Source organism: Gardnerella vaginalis, assembly GCF_001563665.1.
Taxonomy (GTDB): Bacteria; Actinomycetota; Actinomycetes; order Actinomycetales; family Bifidobacteriaceae; genus Bifidobacterium; species Bifidobacterium vaginale_A.
Genome location: NZ_KQ961867.1, coordinates 135678 through 159827, shown reverse-complemented (window position 1 = coordinate 159827; position 24150 = coordinate 135678). Strand labels below are relative to the sequence as shown.

At 41.3% G+C, this 24150-nt stretch carries 10 protein-coding genes; 1 reads left to right on the top strand and 9 read right to left on the bottom strand.

All coding sequences use genetic code 11. The features are described from left to right. The 7 genes from HMPREF3230_RS04130 to HMPREF3230_RS04100 all read right to left on the bottom strand — a co-directional run. A partial coding sequence (locus tag HMPREF3230_RS04130; protein ID WP_075523679.1) for an FIVAR domain-containing protein occupies nt 1–6343 on the bottom strand: 6343 nt, incomplete at its 3' end. A gap of 623 nt (nt 6344–6966) precedes the next feature. Continuing rightward, a complete protein-coding gene (locus HMPREF3230_RS04125; RefSeq protein WP_075523678.1) occupies nt 6967–9756 on the bottom strand; it encodes a glycoside hydrolase family 31 protein in 2790 nt (929 codons plus the stop codon). Nucleotides 9757–9931: 175 nt separating this feature from the next. Further along, nucleotides 9932–12202 carry a 4-alpha-glucanotransferase gene (gene malQ, locus HMPREF3230_RS04120; protein ID WP_075523677.1) on the bottom strand — a complete coding sequence of 757 codons (2271 nt, stop codon included), beginning with the start codon at nt 12200–12202 and terminating at the stop codon, nt 9932–9934. A 484-nt stretch (nt 12203–12686) separates the two neighbouring features. Then, a complete protein-coding gene (gene pulA, locus HMPREF3230_RS04115) occupies nt 12687–14828 on the bottom strand; it encodes a type I pullulanase (protein ID WP_082266279.1) in 2142 nt (713 codons plus the stop codon). A gap of 240 nt (nt 14829–15068) precedes the next feature. Next, nucleotides 15069–15923 carry a sugar ABC transporter permease gene (locus tag HMPREF3230_RS04110; RefSeq protein WP_075523689.1) on the bottom strand — a complete coding sequence of 285 codons (855 nt, stop codon included), beginning with the start codon at nt 15921–15923 and terminating at the stop codon, nt 15069–15071. Between the two features lie 86 nt (nt 15924–16009). After that, on the bottom strand, nt 16010–17407 hold the full coding sequence (locus HMPREF3230_RS04105; RefSeq protein WP_075523676.1) for a carbohydrate ABC transporter permease: 1398 nt from the start codon (nt 17405–17407) through the stop codon (nt 16010–16012). 137 nt (nt 17408–17544) lie between these two features. Further along, on the bottom strand, nt 17545–18783 hold the full coding sequence (locus tag HMPREF3230_RS04100) for an extracellular solute-binding protein (RefSeq protein ID WP_075523675.1): 1239 nt from the start codon (nt 18781–18783) through the stop codon (nt 17545–17547). Nucleotides 18784–19513: 730 nt separating this feature from the next. On the opposite strand from HMPREF3230_RS04100, the gene HMPREF3230_RS04095 reads away from it, so the two are divergent. Continuing rightward, entirely contained in the window at nt 19514–21208 is a 1695-nt protein-coding gene (locus tag HMPREF3230_RS04095; RefSeq protein ID WP_075523674.1) for an alpha-amylase family glycosyl hydrolase, read from the top strand. 497 nt (nt 21209–21705) lie between these two features. Here HMPREF3230_RS04095 and HMPREF3230_RS04090 read toward each other — a convergent pair whose 3' ends face one another. Continuing rightward, on the bottom strand, nt 21706–22587 hold the full coding sequence (locus HMPREF3230_RS04090; RefSeq protein WP_082266278.1) for a TraX family protein: 882 nt from the start codon (nt 22585–22587) through the stop codon (nt 21706–21708). Between the two features lie 627 nt (nt 22588–23214). Further along, nucleotides 23215–24135 carry an endonuclease NucS gene (gene nucS, locus HMPREF3230_RS04085; RefSeq protein WP_075523673.1) on the bottom strand — a complete coding sequence of 307 codons (921 nt, stop codon included), beginning with the start codon at nt 24133–24135 and terminating at the stop codon, nt 23215–23217. Nucleotides 24136–24150 lie beyond the last annotated feature (15 nt).

Here is a 24150-nt window from a genome sequence, read left to right as displayed (position 1 = left end):
GAGTTGCATTAGGATCAGCTAACACGCGCTGAGCATTAGCAAGAGCCTTCTTGTACGCGTCAATGTCATCTTTTCTTCCAATCATGAAAGCGACTGACTTCTTGAAATCTGAATCCTTGTCAGTTTCGGACTTTAGAGCAGATTTATCGGTCTTGTAGCTGTCAGTAATCTTCTTCTTGGCAGCTTTCAAGGCGTTTAGAGCATCGTCAAGATCTTTTTGGGTTGGAGCTTTTTCGCCTGATGGAAGATCAGTCTTTGGTAAACCTGTAGCAGGGTCAAACTTCTTAAGAAGATCCTTTGCAGCTTCAAGAGCCTTCTTGTACGCGTCAATGTCGGTATTATCCTTGCCATCTTCACTCTTCTTAGCATCAGCGTTCTTGAACTCAGGAGTGTTCTCGAACGAGTCATCACGCTGGTCGTCATCGCCGTCCTTCGACAAGTTAACTTCCTCTTGCAAGTCGTGAGAATTTGTCTTGTAGTTAGCAAGAATCTTGTCTTTGATTTCCTTAAGAGCCTTCTGAGCAGCGTCAACTTCTTGCTGAGTTGGGAGCTGATCCTTTGGAACGGCAATCTGCTTATTTGGATCGTTAGGATCAGCAACCTTGCCATCGTTCTTGTCGATGAGATCCTTAGCCTTAGCCAAAGCTTTCTCATATGCTACAAGGTCATCAGGCTTATTGCCATCCTTAGTCTTTCCTTTAAGGTTTGCAAACTCAGTTGTGTTCTCAAAAGTAGGATTCTTAGCTACGCCCTTATCGTCCTTATCATCGGCTTCCTTCTTCAAGTCATCGACTTTGGTCTTGAAGTTGTCGTCAATGTCCTGCTTTGCTTTCTTCAAAGCTGCAAGAGCTTCATCAACCTGCTTCTGAGTTGGACGATCTTCTGGCTTCGCGTTTGGATCTGGGTTATTCACCTTGTTGACGAGTTCCTGTGCAGCCTTGAGCTTGTCGGTGTATTCCTTGAGCTTTGCGGTCGCATCATTATCGCCAGCATTCGCCTTTTCAAGCGCGTTCTTGTACGTCACAGATGCCTCGAATGGAGGAATTACATCCTTGCCCTGTTCGTCTTTATCACCGACTTCGTTCTTAAGCTTGTCGGCGTTAGTTTTGTAATTTTCAGCAATCTTCTTCTGAGCACCCTTAAGCTGCTTAAGCAGTGTGTCAACTTCACGCTGAGTAAGGTTGTTAGCATTCTGCAGCTTTTGGGTTATCTTTTCTACAAGTTTGGTAAGTCCTGGATTGTCATCAGTACCATCCAAATCCTTACCAGCTTGTTCATGCTTTGCGTTGTTAGCGTCAGCCTTGATTGCTTCAGCATTCTTATACTCAGGTGTATTCTTGAAGTCACCATTTGCATAGTCTTTTGCTTCTTTGAGCTTAGAAGTATCCGTCTTGTAACCATCGGTAATAGCTTGCTTTGCATTCTTCAACGTTTCGAGAGCGTCATCAATCTGCTTCTGAGTTGGACGGTCGCTGTTCTTCTTGGTTGTATCATTTGCATCACTTACTAACTTACGAGCATTTGCAAGAGCCTTCTTATAAGCATCAATATCAGACTTTGCTTGCTGAACATCAGGATCAGTATCTGGCTTAACGTTTTGCTTGTAAGATGCGTTCTTGAACTCTGGAGTATTTTCGAAATCGCTTTCACCAACAGTTTGAGCACCGTCTGCAGTAGATTTCTTTGCTTCCTCATCAAGCTTGGTAGTGTCAGTCTTGTAGGTGTCAAGCTTGGTACGTGCTTTATCAAGAGCATCAAGTGCAGCGTCAATATCTGCTTGCGTTGGCTTTGCGTCTTGCGGAGTATCATCGCTGTCATGCTTCTTCAAAAGCTCCTGAGCTTTTGTCAAAGCTTCATCATACGCCTTTTTGTCTGCAGCAGCCTGAGTGTTCTTCTGTTCATCCGGCTTGCCATCAGCAGTTAAGAAGTGAGGATCAGACGCATTGCGATACGCATCAGAAGTTTGTGTGCCTTCTGTAGGTGCAGCGCCATCTGTAGAGCCGTGCTTCTTTACGCTTTCCTTGAGCTTGGCGGTGTCGGTGTTGTACTTGTTAAGCTCTGCACGAGCTTTGTCAAGCTTATCCTTAGCGTCATTTACTTGCTTCTGAGTTGCAGAAGGATTCTTGAGCAAGTCTTTAGCTTCATTAAGGGCTTGACCATAATCACTGGCAGCCTTACGCGCAGCAGCATTCTTAGCAGAATCCGCATTACCATCAGTACCCAAATACTTATGAACCGAAGCATTCTTATACGCAGGGTTTTGATGCGTGGCTGCATCCTCGTTAATCGACTTAATCAAGTCATCGGTCTTAGTTGCAGCAAACTTGTTCAAGTCAGCAACTGCTTCATTCATTTCCTTAAGAATTGCATCAATATCCCTATCAAGCGGCTCACCTTGCGCATGTGCCTGAATATTCTTCAGATAGTCTTTGTCGTTAAGATTTCCGCCCTTAACAGGAATATTCTTATCAGAGATCTCTTGACCAGTTTTCTCATCCTTATCCTTAGGCATCTTTTTATTAAGCGCCTGGTGTAATTTCTCTACAGCTTTGTCATACTTAGTCTTAGCAGCCTTTGCTTCTTCACTTGCATCAGCTGCAGATGCATTCTTATACGCTGGGCTGTTTTGTATTGCAAGGTCATTAAATACAGCTGCCGAAAGCCTGCTGGTGTTAGTTGCATAGGTGTCAATAAGCTTACGAGCTTCAATAAGCTGATTTTTAACCTTATCAGCCTGATCCTGCGTTACCGTGCTATTTGGCTTCCTAATCTCAGTCAGCAAGTCTTTTGCAGCGTGATAAGCATCGTTATAGGCTTTGAAGTCTTTCTTAGCCTGCTCATCACCTGCTTGCGCTTTATCAAAGGCATTGAAGTACGCTGGCATCAAATAACCACTGAAGTTGTCCGCAATAGCTTCAGCTAAATCAGTTGCCTTTGTTTGATACTTATCAGCATGAAGTGCTTCTTCTGCTTTTTCAAGCGCTTCCTTAGCCTTTTTTACATCGGCATTCGTAGCGTTATTGTCACCAAGCACTCTCTTAGCTTCTGCGAGTGCGTCATCGTACTTCTTAACGGCTTGCTGGGCATCAGGATCGTTAGTCTTCGCCTTTGCGTTCTTGTAGAACACACTTTGCTTGTCAGGTTTGGTTGGATCAGGGTTATCGAAGCTCTTTTGAACCGCAGCAGCAAGGGGAGCCTTGTCTGTTGCTTTAGCATCAAGAGCCTTCTTAGCTTTTTCGAGAGCCGCAATAGCGTCATTTACTTCCTTCTGAGAAGCGTTTGGATCTGCTAAAAGATCGTTTGCTTTCTTTACAGCTTCATCGTATGCATTGCGTTCTCCTTTAGTTGCGTTTTGATATGCTGGGTCGGCGTTAGTCAGCGTTTGAGCACCTTGAGCGTCCTTACCATTCTTTACCTTGCCATGCTCAGCAATAGCAGCATTAAGCTTGTCTTTATTAGTGCTAAATTCGTTAAGCGCTTGACGAGCTTTATCCAGATTGGCCTTAGCATCGTCAACAGCCTTTTGCGTGGCGTTGTCGTCTGCCTTTACCTTATTGGCTTCTTCGAGCGCCTTATCGTATGCTTCTTTGGCTTTCTTAGCATCCTCATTTTTCTTGGTATCGGCATTGCCACTTGCATCCTTAAAATCGGGATTAGTGACGTTCTTATACTTATCACTAGCCTTTGTGCCAGTTGTAGCTTGTTGACCTTCAGCAGGCGTGCCATCGTCAGCTATCGACTGATCCAGTCCGTCTTTAATGGTCTTAGCACCATCAAGCTCGGCGCGAGCTTTATCTAACTGAATCGTTGCGTTATCGATTTGCGCCTTCTGCTGTTCAGTAAGCTTTGACTCTTCGGTATCCTTTACAGCCTCATACAAGGTCTTTGCAGTTTGCAACGCCTTATCATACGCATCTTTCTTATCCTTAGACGCGTTGTAATATGCTGGCTGCGTTGGAACGTCTTTGCCCTCAACAGCAATAGTCTTGTGCTCGATAACCGACTTCTTCAAATCCTTCGTCTTGTGATTCGTTTGTGGAACAAAAATAACGTTAATTGCTTTTGCTGTATTGCCAGGATTGCGACCTTGCTCCAGATAAACATCCTTATAGTACGTCATTCCATACGGCTCAACAAACAGACGCGCCTTGAAAACTTTGTTCTGCTTAGCAGCAACAATTACAGAACCAGCTTCTGGATCCCATGTATACGAACCAGCTTCCGATAAATTATCGCCGAGTTTTTCGCCAGAATTAGAAACTTTCTGAACTACCTGCCAATAAGCACCGCTCATATTGCCAAGCGTAAGCTCGCCCGTTGGCTCGCCATTTTGCAACGCATAGTGCATGTGCGACTTGCGCGCGTTATTCCCTGTACCTTCATAGGTAAGCTGCTCGCCGCCTGTAAGCTCGCGCAAACCAGCTTGCTTGTCTTTTGGCGTAGCCTTCAGCAAACCAAGAATCTTATTTGTATCAAACTCTTCTGCTTTAGTTGGATCGTAACGGTAGATGATAGTGGTCTTCTTATCATTACTCCAAGAAATACCTTCATCGGTATCGCGACCATCAATCTTATTACTCTTCCAAGTAACTTCGTAATCTGTGCGAATATTTGGAAGCTTTGTAAGCTTGCTCTCTTTTACATTAGATGTAAACTCGGCAACTGATTTGTCAGTTTTAATCTTAACTGTAATCTTGTTTTCTGCCTGACCATTAGAGATGCCTATATTTTCATGACCAACGGTAGTATCACCCGTAACATACTCAAGCGTAATTTGATCTTTGCTAGTAAGACCAAGCTCTTTATTTTCTTTGTTAGCGTCAAGAATAGCCTGCTTGATTCGGTCAATCTCGGCTTTTGAATATCCAAGTGGGTTAGACACAAAGACCGCTTTATCGTTTGCAGGAACAGAAATATCCTTTTCTGCAAACTTCTTCAACACAAGGTTGCGCAAAGGAATCTTAGGAGCGTCCTTTTCATCAACACCAGTGAAGTTGATAGCAACAGTGCCGTCATTGTTAATTACAACACTGTCTTCTGGCACGTGATTAAGGCGCGAAAGCTTCTTTTTAATATCGGTTTTCACCTCGTCAGACACCTTGGACGGGTCAGTGTCCTCAACAACTGGCTTTTGGATACGCGTATCGTAGCGCGCAACAGTAAGCGGTAAATCATCAGAGGTATAACCAGTGTCGGTTATGAGATGAGTTTTAAGGGTTTGTACTGTAGTTATATAAGTTGTTTCAGCAGCACCCTGTTTAGATGTTGTTCTATTAAAGCGAGTAAGCTCAGTTGGAAGATACGCACGCTGATTGTTAATAATTACCTTGTTTTCAGGGTCATCTGGCGTGTTGGTAAACGTTTTGGCTTCAACATTTCTCACACCCACGCCTTTAGATTTACTTGCGACTGTAATTTGCTCGCGAATTGATTGCTTACCGGTAGCTTCTGTAGGAGCATCTAAAGCAGCCTTGAGCTTATCTTGAATTTGTTTTTCAGTAAGCGCTTCATTATACTTCAGCACAATTGAGCCAGCTGTTTTAGGTGGAACAAGTGTTGCTGCACGCACAATATTCGTCTTATACAGCAGAACTTCCTTCCCGTCTTTCATGCCATACACATAGATGCAGCGGTTTGCAGCATAGCCAACAGCCGGCATATTGTTGTTTCTATAAAGAGAAGTCATGGTAAGCGTAGCTGAGCCATCATCGTGTGGCTGAAAGTCATATGTACCCGAATATGGCTGATGCTCATCAGAAGCAGAATAATACTCAAGGTACCTTCTACTCTTAGTATTATCAACAGTATTACCATCAGATGGGAAAATAGCTACCTTAGTAATGGTGCTGCCATCTGTTGGTTTTGCAAATTTAAAGGTTACTGCTTGGTTTTGCCCCTTTTCAATGTACACATTGTCAGAAGATCCCCATGCATACAAATTAGGGAGCGTATCTTTTGTTTCCTGTGAAATCGTTATCTCACTGTTGACTTTTGGAGCAGGTGCAGGCGTAGCTGAACGATCCGAATAAGTTGGAGTATTTCCATTAACACCATCTCTATTAACTTCAGCACCATCGCTGCCGGCACCATTAGCATCAGCACCAGAATCACTTTGAGTATTATCAAGATTCGATTGAATGTTTTGATCGTTACCACTTTGCGCAACACTACTAACAGCTACAGCCGGAGTAGTTCCTAATGCAAGAGCAGCGCCTGCAATTACGCCAGCAGCACTCGCTGTGAACGAAGCAACTTTGCGAGCGTCAACAGCACGTGCAATCGCGTTATTTACACTTGAATCCAACTTTACTTTACGCGCATGCTTACTAGACTTTGCACCCATTTTCTACTTCTTTCTTATTGTCTATTAGTTCAAAGTTAGGTAATTCTTAGAGATGATTTTTAGAGTGCAAAATCATATGCGCACAAATGTTTTCTACTTCTGCTACGTAAATTTAAACTTACGTAACTAAAAAGTTCACAACAACACATTGCACACAGCAACCGCATTCTTAATCATGCTCTGTTACTAATTTTTACGTATTTCCTTTTTTCAAAACATGGCACAACTGCGTCTTTGCATCAACTTTCAAACGCGCCAAAACAAAACTAGCGCACGAAACTTAACGCATCAGCGATGTTCCGCCGTAAGTTCAATAGCGTGCAACCAAAGTAGTATGGCTACAGCAACACTGTTAAGTCATTATAACATTTTAAAAAATTTTTTAAAGGCAAATAACATATGTTTAGACGAGAAAGCCTTGATGCCCCCCCCCCAGGGCATATTTTTCAACGATTTTTAAAAATATTATTTATTTGTGAATGTTTTGAAATGCGATATTTTTCACAACTTTTCACCAGTCAATCTAAACATTTGTTATAGTACAAATGTTGATTTCAATAATACAAATTCGTAAAACACAAACCAACCAACACACAACCACCACACCAGTAAACCACACAAACTCACTCACTAGAACGTAACAAAATCTCCTCAAGAGCGTGCTTTACAGACGCAGGCAAAGTACAACGCCATTGCGCCCACTTAACTACAGAAGGTTGCACGCAAGCATGAGCATTCACCATATCAACACTGTCACGCTGTTCAATCATCTGCTCTTCGCTTTCATATTCAAGAGCAGAAAGCGCACTCAAAGCACTCGCACTACCACAAGACTCACGAATAGCATCAAAAGCCATCTCTTTACCTCGATAAGGCACTTGAGCTTGCAAAAGCAAACGATAAGAATCCCCAACTTTAGGATCTTGTGCAATAAACAAACCTCCATCCACAATCACTCGCACACGCTTGCAAACAGGCACATTGCGCACAGAAACAGTAAGACTTAACGTAGATTCTTCGCCTTCATATGAAACTTCCACAGCGCTAGATTCAAGCTGAAACTCTCCACGAGAATCGCCCAGCAAAACGCGAACGCGCGAAAAATCAGGGCACGCCACGCCCCTAAATACAACGCTCCAATTGCGCTCAGACGGCAGAGATGACACAACACTGTCACAACCTTTTACAGCATCAATCACAAATTGCGTAGAAGAATTTTCATCTCTGAAAACAAATTTCATCTTCGTGTCGGCAGTTTTCCCAGCGCGCGCATCTTCAAAGCGACCATTATCTTCGCGCATCACAAACTCGCCGTTACCTCCAGGGAACGCCAGCACTCGCAAAGATTTCGGATTTTCAATACTATTAACAGACTTCGAAACATCACAATCGCGAGCGCATTCTTCAACGCTTGGCAAAACTTGCATCGGTATAATCGCTCCAGCTTTAGCAAATACAGGTACTCTATCAATCGCTCGCCAAGCTTCAAATCTGCGACCACCAAGAGAACGAGATACGTAGCGCCGCCCGTCAAAGAAATCATACCAATCTCCTTCAGGAAGCCACACTCCAGCACACCCTTTAGTAGTAGCATCGTCATTTTTAGAAACTATAGGCGAAACTATAAGCTCACTTCCAAAACGATATTCTTGCGGCATCTCGTAAGCAGCTCCAACTTCTGGAGATTGCCAATACATTGGCTCTACTATTGGCATATTCTCAAATGATGCACGATAATTCATCGTATATAAATAAGGTAGCAAAGATGCTCTTAATCTAAGCATTTTAACCATTGCGTCACGAGTTTCACGCGGAAAATTCCAAGGCTCTTTGCCAGCAAAAGGAGAACAACTTGAGTGAAGACGGTTAATAGGACTAAAAGCTCCAAGAGCATACCATCGCGCTTCCAACTCGTTATCTCGCACACCAAGCATATGACCACCAATATCGTGACTCCACCAGCCATAACCAATATTTGACGCAGTAGATGTGAAATATGCTTGAAAAGCAAGCGACTTCCAGGTTGTTACAGTATCTCCAGAGAATCCAACCGGGTATCGATGTGAGCCTGGGCCTGCATATCGCGAGAATGTAAGCGGCCAGCCACCATCACGAGCCAAATCCTCATAATGCATGTGATTAAGCATCCAAAGTGGATCTAATCCACGTTCACGCGTAACTCCGCCCTGCTGCCAATCAATCCACCAGAATTTAACGCCTTCGTCTTCCATGCGATGATGCATATTGAAATACGCTTCAACAAATCGCGGATTTGTTAAGTCAAATTCAACAGCTTTACCACTAGCTGGATCAATGCCCATATCGCGCGCAACTTGCGGATAATCCTTTTCAAAAGCGCGAATGCCATCTCTAGGATGCAAATTTAAAGTAGACGCCAATCCTTCGTTCGCGAGTTTTTTCAAGAAAGATTTATGATCTGGGAAAAGTTGATTATTCCACGTATAGCCAGTCCATCCAGATCCATACTTTGGATCAACGTCTGTAACATGCCAATCCATATCTATAACTGCTGTGCTAAAAGGTATTCCTTCATGCTTGAATTTGCTCATAAGATTTTCATAATCAGATTGCGAATACCTGCAATATCTACTCCACCAATTGCCAAGTGCAAACCTCGGCAACAGTGGCTGAGAGCCTGTAAGCTTATAAAAATCGCGGATTGCATCAATGTAGTTGTGACCATAGCCAAAAAAGTACAAGTCGTGATAACGCTTACTTTTAGAAGATAATTCTTTAGATGCATCAGAAACATCAGATTCTTCGGACGCATCAGACGAATCAGACACACAACCAGACGCATCAGATTTACCAAATCCGCTAGATCCGCTAAAACGCGGCTTAACCCACGCTCCATACGGATTTGGATTACCATTTACTTCGTCTGATTGCACAATAACACAAGATTTTGAATCATCTAACACAGCCCAACCATCTCGTGAAATAACGCCATAGTCGAGTTTTACAGCGCCATCTGCCTCATCTAAAGTACGAGCTGTTCCTAAAAGATTTCCAGGATTATCATCGCCATAATGCCAAGTATTAAATTGCGAGCACGGCACGCCGCGCACAACTACACTCAACCCTTCTTTAGTAAAAGATTTGCGATTATAGCTTAAAAGCAGCTTGTCTGTTTCAACTTCAAGCCAGCCATTTTCGTTTTCGCGCACAGAAAACTTTGGCTGCACAGAACTATCACTATAAAAATCACGACATACAACCATTTGAGTAGGAGAGTCAACAAAATAACCGTCATCACTCCACTCAAGACGTAGCATAGAATCAGTTATTACAGTAATCCTCCAGCAATCACCTTTGATAACCTGCTTAGGATTAGCTTTCACACTAGGATTATTTACAAAATCAGCAAAAATTCGTGATTTGTTTTTATGCACTATTCTTTCCTTTCCCACACAAAGCTATTCTATTAAAAAAGTAGGTTATAAAACAAAACTAAATACGCGAATACGAAACGAATAAAAGCAAATACACAGAGATCTAAACATAAAAAGCATGTTCAAATCTCTGTGTATTACATATAATTATCTGCTATCACTCAGATTGCGATCATCATTTACCTTGCATTACGGCAGCCATTGAAAGAACTCTAGCAGACTTAAACACTTCATCCGTGTGAACAACATTGCCATTCTCATCCGCAAGAGGAATACGCCAATTCGGGTACTCTGTGCTAGTGCCAGGCTGATTTTGAGAGCGTTTTTCGCCAACAGCATCAACCAATGCAACTTGCAACAAAAGCGATGGCGAAGTTCTTAACACAGCATGCATTCCTTCAACAATTTCTTGCACATGATTTTCAACATCATCTGCAGCTTCTTTGCTAATCCAACCGCCTTTAAGAAGCATAGCCATCATTGCATCACGCTCAGCTTGAGCAGCTTTCTTAAAGTTCTCAACAGGTTCAGTAAGCAAATGCAATTCTTCACGCAATTTCACATGCTCAAATTCCAGATATCCTGCAGTTGGAGGTAAATCATGAGTAGTAACAGAAGCTAAAGCATATTCGCGATACGTAGAAGGATTTGCGTAAATAATTTCCTTCTTTCCAGCTTTCTTACTAGCAGCCTCAGCTTTATCATCATGAGTAAACCACTCAACAACTGTTCCCAACACTCCATGAGATGCAAGAACTTTAGAAACATAAGCAGGAACTGTACCCAAATCCTCGCCTATAACAAGTCCGCCAGCTCGAGTAGCTTCAATAGTCAAAACTGCAAGCATCGCGTCAACGTTATAGTAAACATACGCACCATTTTTAGCGCCCTGACCTTGCGGAATCCACCACAAGCGGAAAAGCCCAAGCACGTGATCGATTCGAGCAGCACCAGCATGCAAGAACACATTGTGTACCATATCTCTATACGCAATGTATCCCGTTTCATCCAAATAATTTGGATCAAACGGTGGCTGTCCCCAATCCTGACCCTGCTGATTATAGAAATCAGGAGGAGCACCAACACTTACTCCATTAGCAAATCGCTCAGGACTCCACCAAACGTCAGCACCGTATCCATGAACTCCAACAGCCATATCTTGCATAAGGCCAATCGCCATTCCAGAATCTTTTGCCTCAGCGTGAGCAGCAGCAACCTGTTCGTCTGCAATCCACTGAAGCCAACGATGGAATTCCAATAAATCGGCATGTTCTTTCTTCAAAGATTCAATCTGAGGAGTTCCTTTACCTGTAGTATCAAACCACAAATTATCTCCCCAAGGAGCACCCCAAACTTCAAAAGCTACACACCAAGTTGCAAAAGCATCCAGATCTTCGCCGGAACGCAACTTAAATTCACTAAATTCACGCTCACGCGCATCACTACGCTTTTTCTTAAAAATCAAACGCAACGCTGGAAGCTTAGCGTCCCAAGCAGCATTGATATCAATTGGATTTGGATTGTCATTAGATGCAGCAACCTTATTATGCAATCTATCTACTTCTGCTTTTTCTTCACCAGATAACTCTGCATATTCAGGAATATCTTGAGGTCTAATATACGTCACGTTCAAGAATCTACGCGATTCAGGCAAATAAGGTGAAGGCTCTAACGGAGAAATAGGAGCGCAAGCATGTATAGGATTGATTAGCATAAAATCAGCCTTACCAATTTCACCAGCGTCCTTAAGAAGCCTGCGCAAATCACCGTAATCGCCCACTCCCCACGAATCTTTAGAGCGAACAGAATAAAGTTGCGTCATATAACCCCAGCGATGATGTTCCTTAACGCTTTGAGGAAGAGGAATACGTTCAGGTGCAGCTATAAGTGTTGAATCAGCATGAGCTACTAATTTGCCGTTATTATTTGTGATTCGAGCATGAATAGTGTGATATCCCATAGGAAGCTCATCTGTAAGTTCAATATAGAATTCACCATCTTCATCGACTTTAATCTCACCAAGATCACCCTCGTAATCTTTACCATCTTCGAGAGTTAAAGTAACAGAAATATTCTTTTCAGTTACTTTATTACCTTGCAATTCATAATTTTTAACGGCATGCATTGGCACGCAAGTTTTCACACCGTTAAACGCAACTACAGTTGGAGGTAACAATTCACTAGCTGTTTTTGCTAAAACACGCTCATAAGAATCAGCTATGCTTTCAGGAGTATCGGACTTAAACCCTAAAGCGTCAAGGACTCCAACCAACGCTTCATCAGTAATTTCAGTGTAATCACCTAATTGATCAATATAAAAAGTAGCCACTCCGCACGCTTTAGCTAATTTAATAAGTGGACGTTGAAGACGCTCTGCACTTTCTTCAACGGAAACTGCGCTCTCGGCTTTTTTGTCAGCCTCTTTTTTATCAGCCTCTTTGCTCATTATGCTCCTTTGTTAATAGCACATTTTATCTCATTGCACTAGTACCATGTGTGCAAACGATAGCGCGAGCGCAATAAACTTAACACATCTCTGGATTAAGACGCACTCTAGCTAATAATTATATAAATTATTGATATCGTTTGCAAACAAGTACTATTATTTATTCCTTCTAATTTTCATTGATTTCGCAGCGTTACCAATTCGATAACAATCTCACTAACCGTTTTCAAGCGGCTTCGCAAAACGTTTCACAAACAGTTTCACCACTGATTAAACCACTAGTTTTTCGCTAATAATTTACATTATTATTGTTATTTCTATCTATTATTTTTATGTTTATTTACTATTTTTATGTTTATTTCTACCTATTATTTTTCTATCCACTATTTTTCTATCCACTATTTTTACTTCCTGTTTTTCTATTTTTACCACTATTTCTACTTCTATCTACTTCTATCTATTTCTATCTATTTCTATCAACCTACTATTTTTTTGGCGTTTGGGCTGCATTACCAGACTTGCTTAGCACTACGAAAGTTCTAGATGGAATATGCAACACATGCGAACCCGTATTTAAGTTCTTCGAATCTAAATCCTCCAAGCGAGAATCGTTCACACTGTGACTATCTTTGCGCTCACAAGATTCTATATTCGCACACTTTGCATCTTTACCAGTCCAGTCAGCAAAGTAGAAGGAAGAATCAAGAACAATACTCCAATCATTACAACTTTCTTTACAAGACGCTTTTCCAGACGCTTTTCCAGACGCTTTAGAGTCTACATTCCCAGATAATTCAGGCAAAGTAACGCAAGCATCTGAATTATACATAGGATTAACGCATACTATTACGTCATCACCAATAAGAGAAGCTAGTACAGTTTTATTTGAAGCAGGAATTTGCACGCGCTTCGAATCATAGAAAGACTTATGTTTTGATCGCAAAGAAATCAAATCTTTATACCAGCGAACAAGCGGCTCAAACTTCTGCGAACGCACCCAATCAAGCTTATTAACATTTACACCGCTCTTATAAGTATTGTCATTGCCGCCTTTAGTTCGCCCAAATTCTTCACCACTTAACATAAACGGCAAACCTGCAGAGCACAAAACCATTCCAGCAGCAAGCATATTAGCAGTGAAAAGATCTGCAACTGAATTAGCGTCTTTAGCATAAAAATCGCAATCGCTAGGCTTTTCGCGCAAAGAAATACACAATTTATCCCACAGAGTTAAATCATCATGAGCAGAAATATATTGAATAATCTGTCCAACTTTTTTACCTGCAGAAGGAGTGCCGCGCCACCCATCTAAAGCTTGACGAGCAGAGTCAGAAGTCCAAAATTCATTTCCGTTAATATATCCATGCTCATGATGATCCATAACGTTACCCTTGAGAGTATCGCGAGTTTCATCACTAAACCAACCTATTCGATCATCTAAATTATGCCTTCCTAGCTTATCTCCCATGCTTGTTCCTTCAGGCACAGCAGTAAATCCAGCAGACCACGGTTCTCCATACATAAGTATGTTCTTACCGTCAGGAAGTTTATCAAGAGCTTGACGAGCTTGATTCAATGTTTCAGTATCAATCAAGCCCATAAGGTCGAATCTGAATCCGTCAATATGATAGCACCGAGCCCAATGCAATAGCGACTCAATAATGAACCTGCGGAACATAGGACGTTCACTAGCCATATCATTACCACAACCAGATCCATTAGAAAGTATACTTTCTTCATTTCTCCTGCAGAAGTAACCTGGAGCTGTACGTTCAAACGCATTATCCGCATGATACATATGGTTGTAAACCACATCCATAACCACGCGCAAACCATGCGCATGTAGCGAGGAAATCATAGCTTTGCATTCACGAATACGAACCGTTCCATCATAAGGGTCTGTAGAATAAGCTCCTTCTGGAACGTTATAAGCATCCGGATCGTAACCCCAGTTGTATAGAGAATCAACATTTTCGCCATTTTTACGAGCTTTATCGAGATTTATCTCGTTTACAGTGCAAAAATCATAAATTGGCATCAGCTGCACATGCGTAATTCCAAGCTTCTTAAGATAATCAAGACCTGTTGGAGAAGTTAAAGTTTTACCATCAACTTCAGAAGTTACGCAAGTATGTTCATCTGTAAAAGCTAAGAACCTTCCTCTATGATCTGGATTAAAACCGCCATTAGTATCGCTACTGTAATCAGACACGTGCGTTTCCCAAATCACAGTAGAATGAGCAGAAAACTTTGGAGATTTATCTTTATGCCAATTTGCAGGAGCTACACGATCTTCATCAATGACTAAACTTCTCTCACCGTTAATACCACTAGCAATACCCCAAGGATCACTCGTTCGATTAACTGTTCCATCTTGGAACGCAACTAAATAATCGTAATAAGTTCCATCAAGACGTTTACGAATATTAACTCGCCAAGCTCCATCATGATGAGGTTTTAATTCATAAGATTGAATTGGCTCGCTATTATTACCTGTTTCAAAAAGACGCAACGTCACTGAAGTTGCAGTAGGCGCCCATAATGTAAAAGTAGTTGATTTTGCATTTAGAGAAAAGCCAAGAGATCCTTCATAAGTTGGCCATTGCGCCGAAGGTAAATACGTCATAAAGCAATCCTTATAATTGTTAAGATAAACTCATCTAAGCTAAACAGAAATAAGCTAAACAGAAATACTCAGCTAAATTAAACTCAGCTAAATTAAACTCAGCTAAATACACGTTTTGCTAAAAATATTACTACATTTTTGAATATATAAATTAGATAGCGAAGGCCGAAACGCTTAATAACGTCCGGCCCTCACTACTATTTACTGAATCTGTATTTGTCCAATTTTTTAGTGTAAAAATCAGCCCTTTACAGAACCAGACATTGATTCTTCGTAGAATCGCTGCATCACAATGAACAGAATTGCAATTGGAATTGACACGCAAACAGCACCAGCTGAGAATCGTGCAAACCACTGATTTATATACTCTTTCTGCAACATTTGATACAGACCCAAAGCAACAGTGTAGTTATCTTGAGTACGAGCGATTGCCTTTGCTAAAACGAAGTCAAGCCATGGTCCAAGGAAGCCAACAATAGCCTGGAACACAATCATAGGCTTGCATATTGGAAGAATAATTCTCCAGAATACCTGCCAAGTTGTGCAGCCATCCAAATAAGCAGCTTCATCCAACGACTTTGGAATTGTATCCATATAGCCTTTCATAACATAGAAGCCTGCACCGCTACCTGCTGAATAAACTATAATCAGCGAGATAAGTACCACAGAACCGTTTGTTAATCCAAAGGCTTTAAGAATGAAGTAGATTGCAACAACAGCCATAATGGATGGGAACATGCCAAGAATCAAAGCAATATTCATGAATGTACGACGTCCGCGGAAGCGTAAACGTGACATGCAGAATGCCACTGCCAATACGAAGAACAGCGAAATTATGCACACGAATATAGACACAATAAGTGTGTTCATGAACATGCGTGGGAAATCAAGCACATTGCGCTCAGTGAACAATCTAACGTAGTTATCAAACGTATATTCCGTTGGGAAGAACGTCCTCTGATAAGGAGCTGGATTCTTGTTGAAACTTTCGAGCACAACCCATGCAATTGGCGCTAGCCAGATAATTGACATAACCACAAGGAATATGTGAGTAAGAATATCCCCAATGATTCTCAATACACGCTGGTCTCGCAATAATGGAACTGTACGAGTGCTGTGTACTACAGCAGACTTATATTTCTTCTTTCCAGTCGCTCCAGCAGATCTAGGATTTTTATCACTCACCGGAATCCCTCCTCGTTCTTGTAAGAGCCAGAGTTACGGTATGTAATCAATGCGACTACAGCCAACACGATGAAGGTCATAATACCGATTACCGCGCCCATGCAGTAGTTGTCTTTATCAACAGTCAACTTGTACAGCCATGTAATAAGCAAATCAGTCTTACCTGCAGAAGATCCGACTTCCGTTGGAGCACCGCCGGAAAGCAGGTAGATGACGTTGAAGTTATTGACATTGCCTGTAAAGGTGGTAATTAAGTACGGGGTCATAACGAAGAAGATATATGGCATTGTAACGTTCATAAAACGCTGCCACCATCCTGCACCATCGAGTTGTGCAGCTTCGTAAAGCTCCGCTGGCACGTTCTGCAAAATACCTGTAATTTGCATTATCGTATAAGGAATACCAACCCAAAGGTTGATAAGAATAACAGTTACGCGAGCCCATGTAGCGTCTTCAAAGAATGGAAGTGGGTCACCAATCCAACCCAATGAATGCAAAAGACGATTGATTGCACCATCATGCTGAAGCATGCTATGCATAATCAACAATGACACGAACTGAGGAACTGCAATTGTTAACGAGAAGCAAGTACGCCACAAGTTCTTCAACACAGTTGTGCGCCTGTTAATAATCATTGCAATAAACATGCCAAAGAAGAAGTTCAGGAATGTAGCAAAGAATGCCCACACAAGAGTCCATACAAGAACTTCTATGAATGTTGCTGCGTTGATTGCACCGCTAGACGTAGAGAAAATCTTGAAGAAGTTAGTTAATCCAACCCACTGGAACAGCGGAACATGCTTAGAATCGTAGTTAGTGAAGGCCATGGAAATCATGAAGATCAATGGCAAAATGCTAAATACAACTATGCCAGCTGTTGGTAATGACATTAAGCCAACATGCGCATTACGATCAAAAAGCGAAGCTACGTCTTCTATAAAGTTAACAGGACGTTTGCCTTTAGCAACAATTGATTGAGCTTTGTACGCGCTACGCAAAGACAAAGTTGCTACATAAACAAGTAAAACAACTGCCGCTATTGACATAACACTGTAAAGCAAAATTTCTACAGAACTGTCTCCTGCTGTGCACTCTGGGAAACCGTCAACTTTAACGCAATGCTGCGTCTCAGTACCTAAAGTCACTATTTTAGGAAGATACTCAGCGCCGATGGTGAATAAGAATGCAAAGATTGCGACCTCAGACGCCAAGAAAACAATGCCCTTAACGAACTGACGGCGTGCAAAAGTACCAAATCCGAAAATAAGAATTGAAATCCAGGAAAGAACGTCAGCATTCTTTGCTGCCTCTTTTAAGGAAAAAGCTGAAGGCTCAAAGCGCTCAGGATCTGGCGACTTTTTGCGCTTGCCTTTGGTGGATGCCGTGCTAGTCATGACATACCTTTCATATGGTTATGGGCTTTATAAGGCAAGATGCCCCGCCCCGTGCAACTTTAAAAATGGGGAGCGGGGCATCTGCCGGTAAGAAGCCATAAGATAATAAATTCCTATGACCTATTTTGTTTTATAAGTTACTTGCTCAAAGCAGCTTCAAAGCCCTTGGCCCAATCTGCAGTCTTAGCAGCAGCATTACCTTCGTTAATTTCCTTATTAGCGAGGGCGGTACCGAAGGTCTTGGTTGGATCCCAGAAGGAACCCATCTCAGCAATAGTTGGCTGCAACACGGAGGTGTTGGCGATGGTGTTCATCTGAGCAACAGCAGCTGGATCACCCTTAACGATGTCTGCAAGAGACTTATCGGAAGGAATGGTGTTCTGAAGCTCATAGTACTTCTTCTGAGATTCCTTAGAACCTAGGAATGCTGCAAACTTAGCAGCAATGCGTGCAGCCTTGGAGTTCGGGTTGTAAGCAACAGCCTTAGAACCAGCGAAGGACTTCATCTGGAATTCGCCAGCTTCAGTCTTGAACTTTGGAAGCTGAGCAGCAGCATAGTTTGCGCCCAAAGCTTTCTTAACGTCATTTGCTTGCCAAGAACCAGAGAAGAATGCGTCAGCAGTGTGGTTCTGGATTGCAGCTAAGCCAGCGCCTTCATCATTATCCATGACGAAGTTCTTGTTAGCAACGAGCTTAACGAGGTACTTAGTGATGGCAGCAGCTTTATCGCTGAGCTTAATGCCAGCCTTGCCGTCATTGCTCTTCTCACCAAAGAGGGACATATTGCCATCGAGATAGAAGCCTGGGAGATACCAAGCGTTAGCAACGTTGAAAGCAACCTTGCCCTTTGCGAGCATAGCATCGAGAGACTTAACATCTTCATCGGTGAACTTGGACTTATCGTAGTACATGAACCAAGTATTACCAGTGAATGGAACGCCGTACATCTTGCCATTCTGAGCAGTTACAGACTGAATCAATGGCTCCGCATCCTGCTGCTTAACCTGTGCAACTGCGTCATCGCTCAACTCACCAATAGCATTAGCCTGTACCAAATCGCCCAACTGATCGTTAGCGAAGAGATACACATCAGCTGCAGCCTTAGCATCCTGCTTTACAGTCTTGGAAGCATCTGGTGGAGCAACCACAGCGTTCTTAAAAGTAATCTTGTACTCTGGATGAGCCTTCTTGAAGGCCTCTTCCATAGTTGGTAACCAAGAATCAGACTTTGCCTGATCTTCTGAAGCTGCCCATACAGTGAGCTTGGCTTCCTTTGGTTCCGAGCTTTTTGTGCTGGAGCTTGAACCACATGCTGCAAATCCAAGCAATGAAGCAACTGCAATACCAGCGCCCAGCATCTTCTTGATATTCGTCATCCTTGACCTCCTCATGTCATGCCCTTGTTGGCATGTTCCTTGGTGGCGTAGTGACGGATTAAGCTGTGGCGCAACATCGCGTTTTGCTGCGCTTGGCAGCGTCACATGCTTTGAGTATCCGTCCGTAAGCACTGTGAAGTATACACGAATATGAATACGTTCGCAAACCACGTATAACAGCATGCTTGATTTTGTTATTAAAATGTTTGGTTTATGTTTGGTTTATGTTTAGTTTTGTGTGAAAAATATAGTTTTAATAGTTAATGCAAAATCTAAAAAATGTTGATATCGCTTGCATTTAATATTTTTAATAATGTTATAGCTGTATATTCTTTAATTATTTATGGTATGTTTTGTGAGTTTTGCATATATCTGCATGTTTGCATTTAATAAATTCGGCTTGTTTACTGAAAAAATGATGCGAAAACTCCAAATAAAATTGACTGATTAACTTTATTGAATAATTTACTGATTAAATGATTAAATCTGATTAAATTATTAACTAAATCTGATTGAATAATTTACTGATTAACTAATTGGCTGATTGAATAATTGGCTGATTAACTGATCAATGTAAGCAACAACTGATTGATAACAATTGATAATAATTGATAATGAAAAATCTATACGAGATAATAAAAATAAATAAGATAAAAAATACTAAATAAGATAAAAAATAAATAGAAAATTGGCAAATTTACAAGCGAATTAAGTACAAAGAGGTTTTAAAATGTCATTACACGATCACCCTGAATGGCTTAAAGATGCCGTATTTTACGAAATTTATCCTCAAAGCTTCTGCGATTCAAATGGCGATGGAATTGGCGATATAGCTGGAATTATTGAAAAATTAGATTATGTGAAATCTATCGGATGTAACGCAATTTGGCTTAATCCTTGCTATGACTCACCTTTCAAAGATGCTGGATACGATGTGCGTAACTACAAAAAGGTTGCTAAGCGTTATGGAACTAATGAGGATTTGAAACGTCTTTTTCTTGAAGCTCACAAAAGGGATATGCATATTTTGCTTGACTTAGTTCCCGGTCATACAAGCGAAGAGCACGAATGGTTTAAGAAAAGCTCTAGTGCTGAAGAAAATGAATTTACTAAGCGTTACATTTGGACAGATAGCGCTTTTTCTGGTTATTCTATGCCATTTATTGGCGGAGAAACAGATAGAGATGCAACGTATATTTTGAATTTCTTTAAGTGTCAGCCAGCGTTAAATTACGGTTTCGCTAATCGTGATAGATCTTGGCAATCTTCTCCAGAGTCTGAAGAAGCTGCAGCAACTCGCTTATCAATGGTCGATGTAATGCGTTTTTGGCTTGGAATGGGTGCAGATGGATTCCGTGTTGACATGGCAGATTCGCTTGTAAAAAATGACGACAATAATGGCGAAGGAAGTCTAGGTAAAGATAACACAATTCACGCTTGGCAAGAGATGTTAGGAATTGTGAAAGATGAATATCCACAAGCTGCATTTGTTTCAGAATGGGGCAGACCACGTCAAGCTTTGGCTGCCGGATTTGATATGGATTTCTATCTTAATTGGAGATGGGACGGTTATCCAAATGGCTACGCTAGACTCACGAGGGATGTTGACAATGCGTTAGATAATAACCCTGAACATGATCACAGTTATTTTAACGCTCTAGGCGGTGGTAGTATTTGTCAATTTTTGGACGATTATTGCCCACAATATGAATCTACTTGCAATGAGGGCTATTTTAGTTTTATAACTTGCAATCATGACACTCCTCGCATGGCTCCACGCTTAAGCGACAGGGAAAGACGCGTGGCTTTTGGCATGATTCTCACCATGCCGGGAGTTCCATTCGTGTATTACGGCGATGAAATAGGCATGAAATATCGCGATATTCCAACTAAAGAAGGCGGATACGCTAGGACTGGAACTCGCACACCAATGCAGTGGGACGATTCTAAGAATTTAGGTTTTTCTACAGCGCCAAAGTCGAAATTGTATTTGCCTGTTGAAGAAAGTTCAAACGCTTCCGAACGCCGTTGCCTAGTGAAATCTGGAGAGATACCTACAGTGTCAGCTCAAGAAGAATGTGAAGATTCTTTACTCTCATGGGTACGCGCGCTGATATTCTTGCGACACAATCGCGCTTCTTTACATGCAAATGCTTCATGGAGAGTATTACACGCTCCTGTTAATGGGCGTAGTTTTGCATATGAACGTTGCTCTGTAGACAGTTTAGAAGGATCTGATTTTAGAGCTGAAAAGACTATTGTTGTAATGAATCCTAGCTTAAGCAATGAGTCTATCCCGCTTGACGCTCTTGCAGGACTAAATTCTAAAGAATCAAACCAAGCTCTATTGCAAATTGGAGAAATTTCTTTCAACAGTTCTTCTCTTATACTTGGATCACAATCTTTCGCAATATTTAAGCTGTAAGCAGAATTGATACTAACTTGTAAGCGGCAAGCATCACTATCAGCTTGCATACGAAACTGATACGAACTTGTAAGCAACAAACATCGCTATCAGCTTGCATACAAAAGGCATCTTCATCAACTCGCACATGAAAGACATTGATACTAAGCAGATAAATATGCAGACTACATTCTAAATTGCTTGGTTACACTCTAAGCATGCTGACTAGATAATTTGATCTCAAGCCAAACTACACTGCAATACAGCCTAATTACGTCAATAATTACACTCTTGAAAAAACAAAGCGCAAACAAAACTTCGAGTCCACAGCTAAACAGCTAACACTTATAGCTATAAGTAGTAACCAAATCCATAAGTAGCGCCAAAGTTATAAGTAGCGCCAAAACTGAAGTTAAAGCTCTGTAGCTACAGCTGTACTAGCGCTTAAAGCTATAAATCTAATGGATTATCGCAAAAAATCGAATGTAAACTTGCCTGATTCTAACTATGAATTGAATCTACAGAAGTATTATTATTGACGCAACTAGCAGCATTAACGGATACCAAGCGTACATAATCCATCTGAATCTATTAGTTGGCATAGGACCATCACCATATACGCTCCTGTAGTGCAATACTGCTACTCCAATTCCAGGCGCTACAAGAGATAGTCCACCAAACATGCCTGCTGTAAGTTCCATGCTAATTTCGCGCTTCTTCATAAGCTCAAAAATCATAGCTAAAACAAAAATAATTATTCCTCCCCACATGATTCTCTGCCTTACGCCAACCATTCCAATCAAATTCCATAAAGCTCCTGCAATTACAATAATTGAAGACATAAGTATTTTGATAAAGCCTTTTAATTTTGATTGCGCCATATCTAAGCCACTAAGAACAACAAGCGATATAAGAAGTGCAAATACCGGATTTTGTGAGCTCATATCCCATATTTTTCCTGATGTTACAAAGTCGTAAGGCACTTCGCATATTAAAGCCAAAGCCAATAATCTTAATCCGTAAAACGTAACGTTATGCGTATTATGATATCCACGAACTAGCGCCCAAGCATACCAAGGTAAAGCAGTCCAAGACACGACCTCGCATAAAACAGCAAATAATCCGCCAGAAAAATTCGACAACAATGTTGTTCCAAAAACACTTAATACAATCATTGAAGCACACATCACTTTAAGCTTGTTCAGCGTGATTCCCTTTTTAATGTTTTTATCTGAGCGAATGGGATTTCCGTTATTATCAAGCTTTTCTTCATGTGAAGATTCATGAAAATACCCATTAAATGATACTCCACTAAGACTTGTGCTAGTCAATCTTGAGGAATCATCTTTCGAATTATCTGTTTGCTTATCTAAAAACTTTTTATTTTTAAAAAATCCCATAATCATACCTCTTTGTAACCTAATCACATCTATAAACTTCTACAAATCTACCTTCACTATTCTATTTATATCATGCAATCGTGTATATCATACAATCACCGTAATCACGCAATCACCGTAATCACGCAAATCTCAATTGAGCAATCACCGAAACAAACAATCGCATGCACTGCATCGCACGCTCACACAATTACAACTGCGACCGTTGACGCAACGCTTGCACATATGCGTTTACATGAACATCAAATGCACATAATGCAATCCAACAAGCGCACGCATAATGCCGACAACACGAATGCATTATCATGACGGTTGTGTGCAATCCCGCGAGCGCACACATAACAGCACAGAATCACGCAATCACTTATATAACACAATCATCTAAGCAAGTAATCGCACAATGCACAATCACAGGTATCAAACGCACATCGCGTGAGCACATATACGAAATTCTCAATTACGTATATCACTCAACCACACGAGCGTATGCATATAATGCACACCACACAATCATGCAATCACCAAAGCAAGCAATCGCACACATTGCGCACATTGCACACATTGCATCACACTCTCAGGCGCATACGCACAACACACACAACCTGTAATTCCGCGAGCGCACATAAATTAAAATAAACGCAACTCGTTAGATTTTGTATCTCGCATGTCATCATAGTCAAGTATTAGGCATGTAAAACCGCGATCTTGCGCCAATACTCTTGCTTGCGGAGTAATGGTTTGTGCTGCAAAAACTCCTCGTACAGGTTTTAATAATGGATCACGATTCAACAGTTCGCAATATCTAGTAAGTTGTTCAACTCCATCTATTCCACCATGACGTTTAATCTCTATTGCTACATGCACTCCATCAGCATCAACAGCCATAATATCCACAGGACCTATTGCTGTAGGATATTCTCGCCTAATTAACGAAGCACCTTTACCTATTCTTTCAATTTGTTCTGCTAAATAACGTTGTAAATGATCTTCAACACCATCTTTAATAAGACCTGGATCTTCACCAAGATCATGCGACTGATCATCATAAACGTGATGCAAAATAATTGTTAATAGATCCTTGCCTTTTTTTGCAGCAACTTTTAACACATCACCATCACAAAAATTACAATCATCATAAAGATTTTCAGATATTCTCAGATCGTCTTCATCACCTTTAACTTTATAAGAAGAATCATTAACCACATCTCCAGAAACCCGATCTTCATTAACTCCAGCTCCAGTAACCTCATCTCCAGAAATTTCACCTTCAGAAACCAGAGCTCCAGAAACTCCAGCTCCAGAAATTTCCTTCATATTGTTTCTATCATTTTCCACGTTGTTATTATTTGATCTCATCCCTTGAGCAACATGCTCCACACGCGTAGTGCATGGAGCAGCCATCCAATTAAGAGGTTTATAAGAACCTAATTCTGAAAAGATCAATACGCTACCATCTGCTTTAATAAGCAGAACACGTTTCGCAGCTGGGAGCGAAGCATTAAGACGACCTGAGTATTCAGCACTACAATCAGCAACAATAATTCGCACAGCGCAAGCATAACA